Genomic DNA, 15,545 nt, shown 5'->3' on the forward strand with positions numbered 1-15,545 from the left:
CTGCTGTAGTTAAATATTCCATTGTTTTTCCTCCATCAAAGCTACAACATATACCTTTTTAGTATATTCTTATACACGAATATTTTCAACAGATTTCCATATTTTGCACATTTCTTTTCATGCTTGTGAGTAGCCTAAGCACCTTTCATGCTGCCTACTGTCATTGCCACGGTAAATAAGAAGTATTTACCGTAAGTCACCACCGTGTGGCTGACTGTTCTGTTTCCGCCCAACATTGAAAATACAATTCTCCAAGCGGCACAATAATCAGAATCTTTAAAAATATGAAATATACTGTGTACTATCAATGGATAATGTTGTGCCCGTTCCAGCCAATAGAAGATTGCCAATGAAAGTAAAAAATGCTTTCATAGTCGTCACATTATTTGCAACAAGCCATTTGGCTAATGCAACTCTTATCAGCACCTTTAAGATAACTTCAAACGCATCTTTTCCCTGACATCCACACGCTCCGAACAGAACCCGATTACAAAGAACAGAGCTACTATAACAACCCCACCACTACAAGGATTAGTTCAATCCCCTGAATAGCTGCCAGGATCCATTACCCTTAGAATCTATGAGAGACTGTCACAACATCGAAAATACTAAAGATATCTGATTATTTCAAAATCAGAACATCATTCCTAACAAAGACAGAATCTTATCATAAAGGTTAAAAATATCCATCCTTGTTCTTCACCTTCTTCCTTCATCTCTGCGAGGCCGAGCCTGCCTCGCATTCTCTGGCTGCCATTCTCAGAATCCTAAGAATGTTAATACGGTAGAAACGCCTGCCATCATGACACCTGCTGCACCGATAACTGCAATGACAAATGTCTTTAAGTTCTCAAGTGGCTGTGTAACTACCGGTGTCCCTTTACCAACTGCAAAACATGAAAAAAGCACCAGATTTTTGACGGCCTGATGCTTCCCCTTATAACTTCTCTTTATAATTCTCTAACTGATGAAAAATACCAATAACATAGACAATATCCTCTTCCACACGAAAAATAATAATGTATTCCATGTCCAAAACCACTGCTTCTTTATATCCTTTGCTTTTCAGAAAAGAATAAGTTGTATAACAGGCTGGAAGATAATCCATTTCAGTTTACGGATTGCAGAGATTCAATTCCATCCAATAAATGTTTTGCTGCAGGTCCATTCTTGAATTTATACAAAATATGATAAACGCACTGGTCAAGTAATTCCTCTGCTCTTTCTGTGATAATAAGTCTATAAGCCATATTTTTCCTTCATAGAACTAAGTGAACTTCTTGCATCTTTCGTTCTTCCTTCTACAATCTGCTGCTCTGATACTTCCAATTCTCTATATATACTAAGTTTACGAATAGTATCTTCATAGTTTTCCATACTCATAATAACCATATCTCCATATCCATTTTTTGTAATATAGATTGGCTCATCTGCTTTATGGCACATTTCTGAAATTTCAGAAGTGTTTTTCAAATCTTTAATTGGAATAATCTGTGGCATAGTATGCACCTCCTTAACAATGGATTAATTATACCATTATTATCCCACAATTTCAATCAGTTATTCTTTCCAAAGTCTTACAAAGTTGAGTGCATCTTCCCAACTTCATAACTAGTCCTTGCATCCTTGGCCGACTGTTGAAACTTTGATAATCTCATTCCGTTAAATTTCTGCGCCCTCTAAATATCAAACACATTTGCTGATCTTTTTCTTATTCTGCTGATTTTTCATCATAATTTCCATTCTTTCATTAAACTTCTTTTGACTATTTCACATAACGCGAAAAGAGAATATTTTCTAAATTTCTTTAGAAAATATCCTCTTAGTAGTGCTAATAATATTAAATTAGATTTCAAAACCTAACTGTACACTGTTTCACGTATTTTCTTACGACCGCTTATTTTCTTGGTTAAAAATTGGTCAAATTAATTTTCCAATCCTTGAACCCTTGATTTTACTGACTTTATTTATCCAAAGTCTTCATGGTTGGGAAGAGCAATACATCCCTAATTGCAGGTGAATTAGTTAAGAGCATAACCATACGGTCAATACCGAATCCAATTCCACCTGTCGGAGGCATACCTACTTCAAGTGCATTCAGGAAGTCCTCATCAATACTATTGGCCTCTTCGTCGCCTTGTGCCTTAAGCTCTTCCTGTGCCAGGAAGCGTTCACGCTGGTCAATAGGGTCATTTAACTCGGAGTATGCATTTGCCATCTCACGGCAAGTAATGAACAACTCGAAGCGCTCTGTATACTCAGGATGTCCCGGCTTTTTCTTCGTAAGCGGAGAAGTCTCAATCGGATGATCCATAACGAAAGTAGGCTGCACCAAATGTTCCTCTACGAATTCTTCAAAGAATAGGCTTAGGATATCGCCCTTTTTATGTCTGGCTTCGTAGTGAACACCTTTATCGTCCGCAAGCTTTTTCGCTTCTTCTGTCGTTGCTATTTGATCGAAGTCAATGCCTGTATACTTTTTAACGGCATCTACCATTGTAATTCTCTCGAAAGGCTTTCCTAAATCGATTTCCACATCGCCATACTGAATTGTCGTTGTTCCAAGCACCTCTTGAGCCACATGACGATACAGATTCTCGCTAAGATCCATCATGCCGTGATAGTCGGTATATGCCTGGTATAATTCCATCAAAGTAAATTCCGGATTGTGTCTCGTATCGAGTCCTTCATTACGGAATACCCTTCCGATTTCATATACTCTCTCCATGCCGCCTACAATCAGTCTTTTTAAATATAATTCAAGGGAGATACGAAGCTTCACTTCCTCATCCAAAGCGTTATAGTGGGTTTCGAAGGGTCTTGCAGCCGCTCCGCCCGCATTGGAAACGAGCATAGGGGTTTCTACCTCCAGGAATCCCTGTCCATCCAAATAACGGCGGATAGAACTGATAATTTGAGACCTTTTCACGAAAGTACGTTTCACTTCCTCATTCATAATAAGGTCTGTATATCTTTGACGATAACGAATATCTGTATTAACAAGCCCGTGATATTTTTCAGGAAGGATTTGGAGACTCTTGGAAAGCAGAGTAATCTCTTCTGCATGAATAGAGATTTCTCCCGTCTTCGTCCTAAATACTTCACCTTTTATACCGGCAATATCGCCTACATCATACTTCTTAAAGTCCGCGTAAGCTTCTTCGCCAAGGCTATCTCTTGCCACATATGACTGAATATTTCCCTCTAAATCCTGTATATTGCAAAACGAAGCTTTTCCCATAATACGTTTGGACATAACACGTCCCGCTATGGATACCTTCTGGCCTTCTAATGCTTCGAAATTATTTTTTACATCAATACTATGGTGGGTCACATCATATTTCATGATTTGGAAAGGATCTTTTCCATTTTCCTGCAATGCCGCAAGCTTCTCTCTTCTTACCTTTAACAGCTGGTTAATATCTTGCAGTTCTTGCTGCTGTCCCTGCTGCTGCCCTTGTACATTCTGTGTTTCTTCCACTTCCGCCACTCCTTTTCTCTTTATTTTTCCAACGGTACTAAAAGCGATAATTTAGTTAGTTGCTGGAACGCTGAATTTCGAGTACCTTATATTGTATTAAACCAACCTGTGTCTCCACGCTGACTATATCCCCGATTTTACCACCGATTAAAGCCTTCCCTACCGGTGATTCATTGGAGATTTTACCCTTTAGGCTATTTGCTTCCGTAGATCCAACAATTTTATATTCTAATTCCTCATTATATTCCATATCGAAGATTCTTACTTTACAACCAATGTTAATCTTATCCAGATCAACTTCATCTTCTACGACAACTTCAGCATTCTTCAATATCTTTTCCAGCTCTTCAATTCTTGCTTCGATATCGCGCTGTTCATCCTTAGCTGCATCGTATTCTGCGTTCTCGGATAGGTCACCTTGTTCCCTGGCTTCTTTAATTTTCTGCGCTACTTCCTGTCTTTTTACCACTTTTAAATCATGAAGCTCATCCTCATATCTTTTCAAGCCTTCATAAGTTAAAATATTCTTCTTTTCTTCCATTTTCGATCACCCTTCCTACGAGTGCTTATTACTCGTTATCCACAAATTTCTATTTCTTCTCTTTCTGCTTATGGGTCTGATTAACTCTAGTATTGTACCCATTTTTCGCCAGAGTGTCAAGGAATTTCACTGTTGACAGATATCTGACATCCCTTCGCTTCATTTGAAGCCTCTCTCTCTTTTCCTCTTCCGACCAAAAATCGATATACGTTGCCTCCGTCGGTATCGATGCATATGGAGGCAAATAACGATATCTAATATCCAGAACAGTCGTTTTCTTACTCTTTCCTATACGTTTCTCCAACTTGGACGCGTAGGCGGTCGGTATCCCATATTCCTCATAGACATAATCGGCGATTTCCGCATATATCCTAGGGTTGTCAGTCACTACTGTCAGATGATTAATACGTGAAAAATATTCTTGCAACAAGGCGAAAAGAAGCCTTTTTTGTTCCTCTGCCTCACATCCATCCGCCTGATCTTCCGAACCGATTACAAATAGATACTCCCAGCAAAGATTTTGTTTCATCACCTGACGAAGCAGAATTTCAGGAGGGAGTTTCTCCTCAATTTCCATCATTTGGCTCAAAGCAGGTTGCAAATAATAATCTACAATTCCCGGCTCCTCCAGCTTCTCTTTAAGAAGTTCAAGAAGCTGTTCCCTCTTCCAAGACTCCCCCGACTTTCCCTTTTTCCCCCATTTCCCACAAAAAAATTCCGGTACCTCATAGAGAAGCAGCTCGTACTCCTCCATATCGCTACGAATGCAAGGCATTTGGACGGAACTCCAGAAATGCTTTTTGGCACTGCTTTCTTTTTTTAAATAAAAATATACGATTTTCTTATCCAATTCCATCTATCATCCTGCCTAAATACTCATTTTAAATACAATTTGTTATACAATGTGTTTTTAAGCATTATCTGCATTTTAAACAGAATATGAAACTGTACTTTCTCTTATACCTGGATTTACTTTTTAAAAGCCGATTGCCTCAATACCTCTTTTTAAATCATCAAAGCTTTCCATTTCATTTACTCTTTGTCTGAATTTGGCAGAATGAGGATAACCGGCAGTATACCAGGCAACATGCTTGCGCATCTCTCTGATACCAACATATTCTCCTTTACATTCTAGTTGAAGCTCTGCATGACGCAGAATCGTATCTCTCACTTCTTCCGATGTTGGCGGCGCAAGATTCTCACCCGTCTCCATATACGCCCTGATTTCCCGGAAAATCCAGGGATTCCCCCTAACCCCGCGCCCTATCATTACACCATCACAACCTGTCTGTTCCATCAATTGTACTGCAGACCTTCCATCGATGATATCTCCATTACCAATAACAGGAATACTTACACTCTCCTTCACTTTTGCAATAATATCCCAATCTGCCTTCCCTGAATAGTACTGCACCCGCGTTCTTCCATGCACCGCAATCGCACTGGCTCCTGCCGCTTCGGCTGCCTTGGCCACCTCCACTGCATTCACATTTTCCTCATTGAAACCTTTTCTGATCTTAACAGTGACAGGTTTTCTTATCGCCTTTACCGTCTTCGACACAATTTGTTCCACCAGGGCAGGATTCTTCATCAGGGCAGATCCTTCTCCGTTATTCACTATCTTGGGCACCGGACAACCCATATTAATATCCAATATAGCAAAAGGCCTTTCTTCTATCCTCTTCGCCATCTCACTGATAATATCCGGATCCGAGCCAAAAAGCTGTAGAGATACAGGAAGCTCTTTAGGATCGATGGCAAGCAGCTCCTCTGTATTTTTATTCTGATACATAATTGCTTTGGCGCTCACCATCTCCATACATAAAAGACCTGCTCCCTGCTCCTTACATAGCAGACGGAATGGCAGGTCGGTAACACCTGCCATGGGAGCTAGTATCATATTATTTTCAAGCTCTACATTTCCTATCTTCAGCTTCTTTAATCTATTCACCATTATTATTTCCTATTCTTCTCATAAATTATCCGTAATCCATCCATCGTCAGTGTACTGTTATAGATGCCGATGCTTTCCGCTTCTTCCGATATCAATCGGCCAAGCCCTCCTGTGGCAACTACCTTCAGATTCTCATAACCGCTTTCCTTCTTCACTTGTCCTACAATATACTCCGTCTGACCAATCTGCCCATATACAAGTCCGGCCTGCATACTCGAAATCGTCTCCTGAGCCAAAATGGACTTCGGCTTCTTAATCTCTACCTCCGGCAGCTTTGCCGTATCCTCCCATAATGCTTTTGCACTGATACGAATTCCCGGCGCCGTTATTCCCGCCGCAAAGCATCCATCCGCCGTTACGAGGTCATAGGTCGTAGCTGTACCGAAATCGATTACCAATACAGGGCCTCCATATGTTTCATATGCCGCTACCGCATCCACGATACGGTCCGACCCGATTTCCCTTGGATTCTCCGTAATGATTTTGATCCCTGTCTTCACTCCCGGGCCGACAATAATGGGCGGTGTACCTAAATACCTTGTTACTGCCCCTGTCAGGGAATGCATAACATTAGGGACAACGCTGGCTATAATCGTTCCCTCAAGATCTTCTTTACGTACATTATTTATCTTCAACAACTCCATAATATTCATGCCGTATTCATCAGAAGTCCGGGCTTGCTTCGTAGTCATGCGAAACGTTGTTAAAAGCTCTTTTTCTTTATATACACCACAGGTTATATTTGTATTGCCTACATCGATTGCAAGTATCATCTTCCCAATTATTCTCCTTTTCCTACAGCACTTTTTCTATTATTACTATTAGTCTAATACAACATCTTCCTGTAAAATAAAAATCCGATAATACAGGCTTAGGGACTCGAACAGCTCCTGCCTGCTGTTTTTTATCTTTCCTACCATCAATCCGCTGCTTATCTCGTCATATAGAAAATCATCATCGGCAAAATTAGTTTCTATCGCAACATTACCATCCTCTTCAAATACGACAGTAAAGATTCCGCCGACCTCTTCCGTAAAAAGCACACAGATAATATGCAACTCATCCTTAATCGACTGTGGAATCCCGGCGAATTTCTCATTAAAATAATATTTCTGCTCATAGGAATTCGCACCGCATAAAACAATTCTATTCTCTTCCATATCCAGTTGAAAATACTCCTTTCACACTCGTTCAACCAACAAAGATATATAATTACAAAATCCATAACCTCACTCATTTACACGTATTTCGATAACGCTAGCCGGATTTCCCGGGGCAGTTTAGTTTTCTTTCCCTTCGCAAGCAGTTTATATTTTCTTAATGAAATGCTCGGAACCCAGGGCAAACGGCGCATGGATGCGACGTTTAGGAAGCACGGTACAAGGATGTACCTTGCTTCCGCCCCGGACACTATCAAAAGTCCCTCCATTTCATTTAGAAAATGACAACTGCGCGCACGGAAGGAAAACTAAAGCTGCCATGGGAAATCCCTCCCAACCTAAATAAATCACATATAAACTTTATATCAATTATATATCTTTTAAACATATCCAAAGAGTCCCCGCACCGATACTTCCCCCGCATACACTTCCACGATCCTCTTATCTTCAAGTTCCACCAACAGCTCTCCCATTGCATTAATTCCTCTTGCAATTCCGTGGAATTCACCTTTGGGATCCAATACTCTTACTTCTTTATTATAATTAACGAGATGTTTATTATACTCATCTAAAATACCGCTGACATCCTCTGTCTGTAAATATTTTTCGTAGTATTTTTCAAAATATTTTAGTACCATCTGCAGAAGTTCGGCACGCGGCCACTGTCTTCCACTCTCCAGATAAAGAGAGGTCGCGGTTTCCTTAATATCATCGGGGAACTCGTCCAAGTTCACGTTAATACCAGTACCGATTACTACATGCTGGATATATTCGGGCTCAACATTCATCTCCGTCAGAATTCCACAGACCTTCCTCCCATTTACGACGATATCATTCGGCCACTTAATACCTGCTTCCAGATTACCAAGCGCCGAAATAGCCTTCACAACAGCCAGCGCCATAACGAGCGTGAGGCCTGATGCCTTATTGGGGGCAAATTCCGGGCGTAGCAAGAGTGTGAAATAAATATCCTTACCGGCTGGAGAGCACCAACCCCTTCCCCGCCTTCCTCTGCCTGCATTCTGCTTATCGGCTACAGCGATCGTTCCATGGGGTGCGCCCTCCTCTGCCAAACGCTTCGCATCGGCATTGGTAGAACCCGTTTCATCATAATAATAAATTGTATTGCCCGCCCACTTATTATGAATACGGCTCTTTAATTCACTGAAAGAAAGGACATCCGGATTTTCCTTTAATTTATATCCTTTATTCTGAACTGCCTCTATGACGTAACCCTCTTCTTTTAACTGATTGATAACTTTCCAGACCGCTGTTCTGGACACGCCAAATCGTTCACAAAGTTCCTGTCCTGAGACATATTCCGTACTTTCCCGAAGAAGTATCAAAATCTCTGTTTTCATTCCACCTCTAAAACTCCAATCGTTGCTGCCATCACTGCCTTAATCGTGTGCATGCGATTCTCTGCCTCTTGAAATACAATAGATGCCGGTGATTCGAATACCTCATCCGTCACTTCCATTTCTGTAATACCGAACTTTTCTCCCATTTCTTTCCCGATTGCCGTCTTCAAATCGTGAAAAGCAGGAAGGCAATGCATAAATACCGCCTTTTCCCCGGCATTTTCCATTACCTTACGATTCACCTGATAAGGGGAAAGCTCATCGATACGTTCTGCCCATACTTCATCGGGTTCACCCATAGATACCCACACGTCCGTATAAATAACATCTGCCCCTTTGGTTCCTTCTTCTACATTTTCGGTCAGCGTAATCGTTGCATCTGTAACAGCCGCTATTTTTTTACATTCCTCCACAAGGGATTTCTCAGGGAAATATTTCTCTGCTGTACATGCGGTGAAATGCATTCCCATTTTCGCACATGCTACCATCAATGAATTCCCCATATTATATCTCGCGTCGCCCATATAAGTCAATTTGATACCTTTCAAATAGCCGAAATGTTCACGAATCGTCAAAAGGTCTGCAAGCATCTGAGTGGGATGGAATTCATTCGTTAACCCATTCCATACCGGTACCCCGGCATATTTCGCCAACTCTTCAACAACCGCCTGTCCATAACCGCGATACTCTATTCCTTCATACATACTGCCAAGCACTCTTGCCGTATCCGCAATACTTTCTTTTTTCCCAATTTGAGAACCAGCCGGATCCAGGTAAGTCGTTCCCATTCCAAGGTCATTTGCCGCCACTTCAAAAGCACATCTCGTCCTCGTACTCGTTTTTTCGAATATCAGTGCCACATTCTTTCCCCTGTGCCATTGTGTCAGTATCCCCTTTTTCTTTTTCTCCTTTAACTTTGCCGATAAGTCCAGCAAATATGTAATCTCTTCCGGTGTGAAATCCAACAGCTTTAAAAAATGACGTCCCTTTAAGTCCATGTTTTCTTCCTGCCTTTCCTAAATATGACGGTATCGTTACAGTATCATAAAATTCCGGCAGTCGGAAACCTTTTTCCAACTGCCGGAACCGATAAACTTTGTTTCTTTATTTTTCAGAATTATTGTAACAGTTCGGTCTTCTTACGGTCAGCGCAGCAAATGCGCAGACCTGCTGAATAGTTACGAATTATTATCCGTACTAATTTCTTTCATGGAAGAAACCAGCCCCGCAATTCCCTGAATCTCAGAAGGAATAATAATCTTGGTAGCCTTTCCATCTGCTGCTTTGGCAAACGCTTCCAGACTCTTAAGCGTAAGTACCGCCTGATCAGCACCAGCCTCACGTATCATACGAATACCGTCCGCTGTCGCCTTCTGTACGGTAAGGATAGCTTCCGCCTCACCCTCCGATTCACGAATCCTTTTCTCTTTTTCTGCTTCAGCGCGAAGAATTGCTGATTGCTTATTCGCTTCCGCTTCCAGAATCACAGATTCTTTCTTACCTTCTGCTACGAGAACCGTAGACTTCTTCTCACCTTCCGCACGTAAGATAGATTCACGGCGTTCACGTTCTGCCTTCATCTGCTTCTCCATCGCATCCTGAATAGCAGCCGGAGGAATAATATTCTTAAGCTCCACGCGATTTACCTTAATCCCCCACGGGTCTGTCGCTAAATCAAGAGACGCTCTCATCTTCGTATTAATAATTTCCCTGGAAGTGAGAGTCTGGTCTAACTCCATATCACCGATAATGTTACGAAGGGTCGTTGCCGTCAAGTTCTCAATTGCCAGGATTGGCTTCTCCACACCATACGCAAACAGTTTCGGGTCTGTAATCTGGAAAAATACAACCGTATCGATGCGCATTGTTACGTTATCTTTCGTAATAACCGGCTGCGGCGGGAAATCCGCTACCTGCTCTTTTAAATTTATCTTTTTTGCAACTTTATCGATAAATGGAATTTTAAAATGAAGTCCTACCGACCATGTACTTTGGTAAGCGCCCAATCTCTCCAGAACAACTGCATTCGCCTGAGGTACAATCTTAATACAAGATATTACAAGTAAAATAAAAATAATTATAAGTATCGCTACTGCTAACATATTAATCCTCCTCTTTCCTCTCCTCAACAATAAGTTTCACACCATTAATAGCCACTACCATTACTACACTTCCTACTGCCAGCCTCACATCTTCTCTGGATGCCCGTGCAGACCACTCGAGCCCGCCGACCGTCACCTGTCCTGTTCCCTGCAGATTATCAATCTCACCAGTAACAATCGCCTGCTTCCCTACAAGACTCTCCGCATTGGTCTTTATCCTGTCCTTATTAAAATACTTCACCGCAATCGGTCTCGTAAAATAAAGAAGTACAAGTGACACCAGTAAAAATAAAACAACTTGAAGGGTTAACGGAGCATTAAATAGCGAAGCTATTACTGCAACAAGCGCGCCGCCCGCAAACCAGATAGTCGTAAGTCCTAAAGTCCCTATCTCTATTATTATAAACAGAACCAGCACACTCAACCACAAAATCGTATCATTCATATTCAGTCTCCCTTCTATGTCCTTCTATTATATTACTATATTTTAGCGTTTTATTCAATATTACTTATAGGAAAGATAGGATAAATAAAATAAAGGTTTTGCGTATACCTCGTACACACAAAACCTTTATCACTTATCTTTTTACCAAAATACATGATCACCGATTACAATTCCATCACGGGCCCCGGCACGTTTAAAGTGAGTTGCTGTTCCTACGTTGGTAGCTCCGTCAATCGCATCTTGAGCAGCCTTGATACAGCCTTCCGGAATATTTCCTTCATAAACTCTCGCAACTTTCCCATTAAGCGCCGGCGGAAACTGCCCTGAAGCATAAATCACTCCGGTAATAGAATTGGGATATGCACCGCTCCGTACACGGTTCATTACAACAGCTCCTACTCCCAGATGGCCTTCATATCCCTGATTGCCCGCTTCACAGTAGATCAAAGCAGCGAGGAGTCTTGTATCATCTGCTCCCACAACAACTGCCCCCTGGTTGGCCGTGCGCTTCGCTTTGGCCTCTGCTTCTGCCTTTTCTCTCGCCTGAATCGCACTCATGGTCTCACCTTCATCAATATGGAAATCCAAATCTACGAATTCTGAGGAGACATAACCTATTTCATCGTCATATGCAACGCTAATCCACTCATCATTAATAACTTCAATCACTTCCAGCTCGTCATCTTGTGCCATTAACACATATACGCCGGCATCTACACTCGGCTCCTTACGAACCCGCAAGGCATCCGTTTCTATTGTTACGATCAGATTCCCCACTTCTTCTGCCATTTTCTCGGCTTCCTCATCGAAGAAGAGGTATTCGTCCTTGGCCCAGCCTACCAGATCACCGGATTGTAATTTCGTCCACCCTTCCTTGCGCTCTAATATCCTGCCGCCACAGTCCTTATATAACAGACCGACTTTCTCAGACTCTTCGTCCGCTTCCATTCTCACATTCAAGGCATTCTGTACATCCGCCATTACAAGGTTCGATGATGCTTTTGGAGTCTCTGCTTTTGATGCTGCGTCTCCTGCTGCATTATCACGCCTTAATGTGTCCGCATTTAAATTACCTTCTTTTAATGCAAGCTCTTTTCCTTCTTCAATTGTTATACCTTCCGTCGAAGCCTCAATAGCATCGTTTGCTTCCGTAACGCTTCCTGACGTATCTTTTACATCCTTTTCCGCGCCAAGCTCCATACTGGGGTTAAGAATCTTAGCAACTCCGGCATTCAATGATTCCAGATATTCCTTGCTGCCTTGCGTATTATCACTTGCTATAACTGTAATGCTCCTATCCTCCGCTAACATTAACATCAGACCAAGCAATATACTTAACAAAGCATAAATAGGCTTTTTATTTCTTGACATTTTTATTCCCTCCAAGTCTATATCTTGTATCAAAAGCAATCGATACAAAACACTTCCTTTCTGCTATCATATGTAATTATTACAAATTTGTTAAATTTATTACGGGAATAATAATAACAAATGAAGCAGTTATTGTCAAGTTTATGCCATTTTTCTAATTCTTATACAAGATTTAAGCCGAAATTGATAGGACTTTTTTCCGTATTTCTCCATAATTATTACAAAATAATTATAATTTGTTTCATAGTTTTACAACCTTTGGGATTTCTCCACGCAGGCTCCGAGTGCCTCCATAATAGCAGAACGCATCCCTCTTTCTTCCAGTACCCTAACACCTTCAATCGTTGTACCTCCCGGGGAGCAGACCATATCCTTCAGCTCTCCCGGATGGATTCCTGTCTCCAATACCATCTTCGCCGCTCCCAGTACCGCTTGGGCTGCGAATTCATATGCCTGCTTTCTGGGCATTCCGGCCGCTACTGCCCCATCTGCCATAGCTTCAATGAACATAAATACATAGGCAGGAGAACTACCGGAAACGGCTCCGGCGGCATCCATCAGACGCTCCGGAATCGATACTGCCTTCCCGAAGCTTCCCATAAGCCTCAGGCAAAATTCTTCCTCCTCTTTCGTCACTCCGGCATTCGTACATACCGCTGTACAGCCTTCTCCCACGAGTGCCGGGGTATTCGGCATACAACGGATTAGTTTCACTTCCTTGGCAAAACTTTTCTCGATCCATTCCATCGTCTTACCTGCTGCAATACTGATAATAAGCTTGTCTGACGTAATTTCATCCTTGATCTCTTCGATAATCTCAGGGAAGAAGATCGGTTTCACCGCCAGAACAATAACTTCAGATTCTGCCGCTATTTGCCTATTATCATTTACAACATGAATACCGAATTCTTCCTTTATCCGTTCCATCGTAGAAACAGTCTTCGCTGAACCGAGAATATCCTCCGGCAATACGATATTTTCCCGCAACATTCCCCCGATAATAGCTTTAGCCATATTTCCAAGTCCGATAAATCCTATTTTCATTTTAATAACCATGCCTTTCTCACAGCCTGCAAACTTTGAGCCGCAGGCACAAATTTGCGTGTGAAAAGTTCATTTTTCACACTATCTCCTTTCAAATACCCTCTCTCTGGCGTGTCACCTCATAGACCAGAAGCGAAGCACTCACCGCAGCATTCAGCGACTCCACTTCCCCCTTCATGGGAATTTTAATATATTCATCCGCCGTCTCAGCTAATGCCGCAGATAACCCGTTTCCTTCATTCCCGATCAGGAAAGCGGCACCGCTCCTATAATCACATTGATAATAGCTTTTTTCCCCTTTCAAATGAGCTGCATATGTCTGAATCCCGTTTCTTTTTAACTTTTCTACCGTCTGCACTATATCTTCCACATAAAGAAAAGGGACACGATATACCGATCCCATCGTAGAGCGTATTGTCTTCGGATTGTAGATATCCACCGTATCCTTACTCATAATCACTCCTGTCACCCCCGCGCCTTCTCCTGTACGTATAATCGTACCCAGATTGCCGGGATCTTGTAGTGATTCTAACATAAGAAAGAGAGGAATGCCTTCTTTTTTCATTATATCCTCAAAGGAATAATGAAACTGCTTTAAAATGCATAATATCCCTTGCGGCGTCTGGGTATCCGATATTTTGGTGAAGACATCATCGTTAGCGGTTTCATAACCGCACCGTTTTAACTTTTCCCGCACAGCCGTTGCCGCTTCCCCTACGGATGTACTTTTGCTTTTCTCTCCTTCTCCAAGAGACCTTAAAAAGCTTTCCGATACGTAGACTTCCTGAATATAGGAGTCCGGCGCCTCCAGGAACATCTTTATCCCTTCAGCAATAAAAACGCCCTCTTTTCGTCTCTGTCCTGCCTTCTTATTGAGCTGAACAATATTTTTCACCTTTTTATTTGTTATACTCGTTATCATCCATTACCACCTATTATTTACAACAGGCGGACCAGCACTTTCATGCAGTCCGCCATATAAAACTTGTAACCGTCCGATACCCTTATTAAATTTACATCGATAAAGCTCTGCTTACCTCAAACTGGTATTCATTGATATTTTTTTCCATTGCCAACGCTTCTTCTATATCGAAATCTTTAAATTCTCCCTTTTGGTAAGCGATTACCCGGTTCGTCTTCTTGCCCTCACAAATGAGATCCGCAGCATAAGCTCCCATTATGGATGCATAGAAGCGATCCTTGCAAGTAGGACTTCCGCCCCTTTGCATATAGCCCAAAATCGTAGCCCTCGTCTCAATACCGGTTGCCGCTTCAATTCTTCTCGCCATGGAGGTAGAATGCCCTATACCCTCTGCATTGATAATGATATGATGGGTCTTTCCTCTTTTTCTATTATTAATAATATTATTGATGATGCTCTGTTCGTTATAATCATATTTTTCTGGAAGGAGGATATCCTCTGCACCGTTTGCCACACCGCACCATAAAGCGATGAATCCTGCATTTCTTCCCATTACTTCGATAATACTGCATCGCTCATGAGAGGATGAAGTATCCCGCACCTTATCGATGGCCTGCATCGCTGTATTGACTGCCGTATCGAATCCAATCGTATAGTCGGTACAAGCAATATCCAGGTCGATGGTTCCCGGTATTCCAACAGTATTGATTCCTTGCTTCGAAAGATCCTGAGCTCCCCGATAGGAACCGTCTCCGCCAATTACCACGACACCATCGATTCCATGCTTTCTACATATATCAGCCGCCTTCGCTTGACCTTCTTCTGTCCTGAACTCAGCGCAACGCGCTGTTCCGAGAATCGTACCGCCTCTTTGGATCGTATCGGAAACACTATTTCTCTCCAAATCTATAATTTCTTCATTCAAAAGTCCCTGATAGCCTTTTTTAATACCTTTCACCTTTACTCCATTGGCTAATGATTTTCTTACCACTGCACGAATCGCAGCATTCATACCCGGCGCATCACCGCCACTTGTCAATATTCCGATTGTCTTAATTTCTTTTGCCATTTTTACACCTCTTCCATCCGGTTTCGCAGATGCTTGATCGATAAATTAACCTCTTACATTCTACCTTGTTTCCATACCGTTTTCAATGTTTTTTC

At 41.9% G+C, this 15,545-nt stretch carries 17 protein-coding genes and 1 pseudogene; all 18 read right to left on the minus strand.

From position 1 onward, the window contains the following. Nucleotides 1-134: 134 nt before the first annotated feature. The gene (locus RBB56_RS06660; protein ID WP_306721600.1) at nt 135-350 is read right to left on the minus strand and encodes a hypothetical protein; all 216 of its coding nucleotides are present in this window, start codon (nt 348-350) and stop codon (nt 135-137) included. 409 nt (nt 351-759) lie between these two features. Further along, entirely contained in the window at nt 760-957 is a 198-nt protein-coding gene (locus RBB56_RS06665) for a hypothetical protein (RefSeq protein WP_442905445.1), read from the minus strand. Next, complete coding sequence (locus RBB56_RS06670) at nt 938-1,108, minus strand: hypothetical protein (protein WP_306721601.1); 171 nt, start codon at nt 1,106-1,108, stop codon at nt 938-940. The genes RBB56_RS06665 and RBB56_RS06670 overlap by 20 nt, the downstream gene beginning before the upstream one ends. Before the next feature lie 131 nt (nt 1,109-1,239). Beyond that, complete coding sequence (locus tag RBB56_RS06675; protein WP_306721602.1) at nt 1,240-1,500, minus strand: type II toxin-antitoxin system Phd/YefM family antitoxin; 261 nt, start codon at nt 1,498-1,500, stop codon at nt 1,240-1,242. A gap of 475 nt (nt 1,501-1,975) precedes the next feature. Continuing rightward, nucleotides 1,976-3,481 (minus strand): annotated as a pseudogene (lysS, locus tag RBB56_RS06680) (lysine--tRNA ligase); the annotation flags it as partial. 55 nt (nt 3,482-3,536) lie between these two features. Then, nucleotides 3,537-4,022, minus strand: a complete 486-nt coding sequence (gene greA, locus RBB56_RS06685; RefSeq protein ID WP_306721603.1) for a transcription elongation factor GreA — start codon at nt 4,020-4,022, stop codon at nt 3,537-3,539. A 49-nt stretch (nt 4,023-4,071) separates the two neighbouring features. Continuing rightward, nucleotides 4,072-4,878, minus strand: coding sequence for a hypothetical protein (locus RBB56_RS06690; protein ID WP_306721604.1), 807 nt, complete (start codon nt 4,876-4,878; stop codon nt 4,072-4,074). Nucleotides 4,879-4,998: 120 nt separating this feature from the next. Next, the gene (gene dusB / locus RBB56_RS06695) at nt 4,999-5,976 is read right to left on the minus strand and encodes a tRNA dihydrouridine synthase DusB (RefSeq protein ID WP_306721605.1); all 978 of its coding nucleotides are present in this window, start codon (nt 5,974-5,976) and stop codon (nt 4,999-5,001) included. Nucleotides 5,977-5,978: 2 nt separating this feature from the next. Then, nucleotides 5,979-6,749: a type III pantothenate kinase gene (locus RBB56_RS06700; protein WP_306721606.1), complete on the minus strand. Its 771-nt coding sequence runs from the start codon at nt 6,747-6,749 to the stop codon at nt 5,979-5,981. A gap of 48 nt (nt 6,750-6,797) precedes the next feature. Further along, nucleotides 6,798-7,136, minus strand: a complete 339-nt coding sequence (locus tag RBB56_RS06705) for a DUF6145 family protein (RefSeq protein ID WP_306721607.1) — start codon at nt 7,134-7,136, stop codon at nt 6,798-6,800. 380 nt (nt 7,137-7,516) lie between these two features. Beyond that, complete coding sequence (locus RBB56_RS06710; protein ID WP_306721608.1) at nt 7,517-8,497, minus strand: biotin--[acetyl-CoA-carboxylase] ligase; 981 nt, start codon at nt 8,495-8,497, stop codon at nt 7,517-7,519. After that, on the minus strand, nt 8,494-9,495 hold the full coding sequence (gene argF / locus RBB56_RS06715; protein ID WP_306721609.1) for an ornithine carbamoyltransferase: 1,002 nt from the start codon (nt 9,493-9,495) through the stop codon (nt 8,494-8,496). The genes RBB56_RS06710 and argF overlap by 4 nt, the downstream gene beginning before the upstream one ends. Nucleotides 9,496-9,675: 180 nt before the next feature. Continuing rightward, nucleotides 9,676-10,599, minus strand: coding sequence for an SPFH domain-containing protein (locus RBB56_RS06720; protein WP_306721610.1), 924 nt, complete (start codon nt 10,597-10,599; stop codon nt 9,676-9,678). Nucleotide 10,600: 1 nt separating this feature from the next. Beyond that, nucleotides 10,601-11,044 carry an NfeD family protein gene (locus tag RBB56_RS06725; RefSeq protein WP_306721611.1) on the minus strand — a complete coding sequence of 148 codons (444 nt, stop codon included), beginning with the start codon at nt 11,042-11,044 and terminating at the stop codon, nt 10,601-10,603. 141 nt (nt 11,045-11,185) lie between these two features. Beyond that, entirely contained in the window at nt 11,186-12,415 is a 1,230-nt protein-coding gene (locus tag RBB56_RS06730) for a cell wall hydrolase (RefSeq protein WP_306721612.1), read from the minus strand. A gap of 249 nt (nt 12,416-12,664) precedes the next feature. Further along, nucleotides 12,665-13,459, minus strand: a complete 795-nt coding sequence (gene proC, locus RBB56_RS06735) for a pyrroline-5-carboxylate reductase (RefSeq protein WP_306722107.1) — start codon at nt 13,457-13,459, stop codon at nt 12,665-12,667. 91 nt (nt 13,460-13,550) lie between these two features. Then, nucleotides 13,551-14,381, minus strand: coding sequence for a TrmH family RNA methyltransferase (locus RBB56_RS06740; RefSeq protein WP_306721613.1), 831 nt, complete (start codon nt 14,379-14,381; stop codon nt 13,551-13,553). A 91-nt stretch (nt 14,382-14,472) separates the two neighbouring features. Then, on the minus strand, nt 14,473-15,450 hold the full coding sequence (pfkA, locus tag RBB56_RS06745; RefSeq protein WP_306721614.1) for a 6-phosphofructokinase: 978 nt from the start codon (nt 15,448-15,450) through the stop codon (nt 14,473-14,475). Between the last annotated feature and the right edge of the window lie 95 nt (nt 15,451-15,545).

This window comes from Kineothrix sp. MB12-C1, from assembly GCF_030863805.1.
Classification (GTDB): domain Bacteria; phylum Bacillota; class Clostridia; order Lachnospirales; family Lachnospiraceae; genus Kineothrix.

Excerpts from the sequence above, each read along its gene's own strand:
- RBB56_RS06670 (WP_306721601.1), bottom strand. The coding sequence starts at position 1,108 with ATGGATTATCTTCCAGCCTGTTATACAACTTATTCTTTTCTGAAAAGC.
- RBB56_RS06675 (WP_306721602.1), bottom strand. The coding sequence starts at position 1,500 with ATGCCACAGATTATTCCAATTAAAGATTTGAAAAACACTTCTGAAATT.
- greA (WP_306721603.1), bottom strand. The coding sequence starts at position 4,022 with ATGGAAGAAAAGAAGAATATTTTAACTTATGAAGGCTTGAAAAGATAT.
- RBB56_RS06690 (WP_306721604.1), bottom strand. The coding sequence starts at position 4,878 with ATGGAATTGGATAAGAAAATCGTATATTTTTATTTAAAAAAAGAAAGC.
- dusB (WP_306721605.1), bottom strand. The coding sequence starts at position 5,976 with ATGGTGAATAGATTAAAGAAGCTGAAGATAGGAAATGTAGAGCTTGAA.
- RBB56_RS06700 (WP_306721606.1), bottom strand. The coding sequence starts at position 6,749 with ATGATACTTGCAATCGATGTAGGCAATACAAATATAACCTGTGGTGTA.
- RBB56_RS06705 (WP_306721607.1), bottom strand. The coding sequence starts at position 7,136 with ATGGAAGAGAATAGAATTGTTTTATGCGGTGCGAATTCCTATGAGCAG.
- RBB56_RS06710 (WP_306721608.1), bottom strand. The coding sequence starts at position 8,497 with ATGAAAACAGAGATTTTGATACTTCTTCGGGAAAGTACGGAATATGTC.
- argF (WP_306721609.1), bottom strand. The coding sequence starts at position 9,495 with ATGGACTTAAAGGGACGTCATTTTTTAAAGCTGTTGGATTTCACACCG.
- RBB56_RS06720 (WP_306721610.1), bottom strand. The coding sequence starts at position 10,599 with ATGTTAGCAGTAGCGATACTTATAATTATTTTTATTTTACTTGTAATA.
- RBB56_RS06725 (WP_306721611.1), bottom strand. The coding sequence starts at position 11,044 with ATGAATGATACGATTTTGTGGTTGAGTGTGCTGGTTCTGTTTATAATA.
- RBB56_RS06730 (WP_306721612.1), bottom strand. The coding sequence starts at position 12,415 with ATGTCAAGAAATAAAAAGCCTATTTATGCTTTGTTAAGTATATTGCTT.
- proC (WP_306722107.1), bottom strand. The coding sequence starts at position 13,459 with ATGAAAATAGGATTTATCGGACTTGGAAATATGGCTAAAGCTATTATC.
- RBB56_RS06740 (WP_306721613.1), bottom strand. The coding sequence starts at position 14,381 with ATGATAACGAGTATAACAAATAAAAAGGTGAAAAATATTGTTCAGCTC.
- pfkA (WP_306721614.1), bottom strand. The coding sequence starts at position 15,450 with ATGGCAAAAGAAATTAAGACAATCGGAATATTGACAAGTGGCGGTGAT.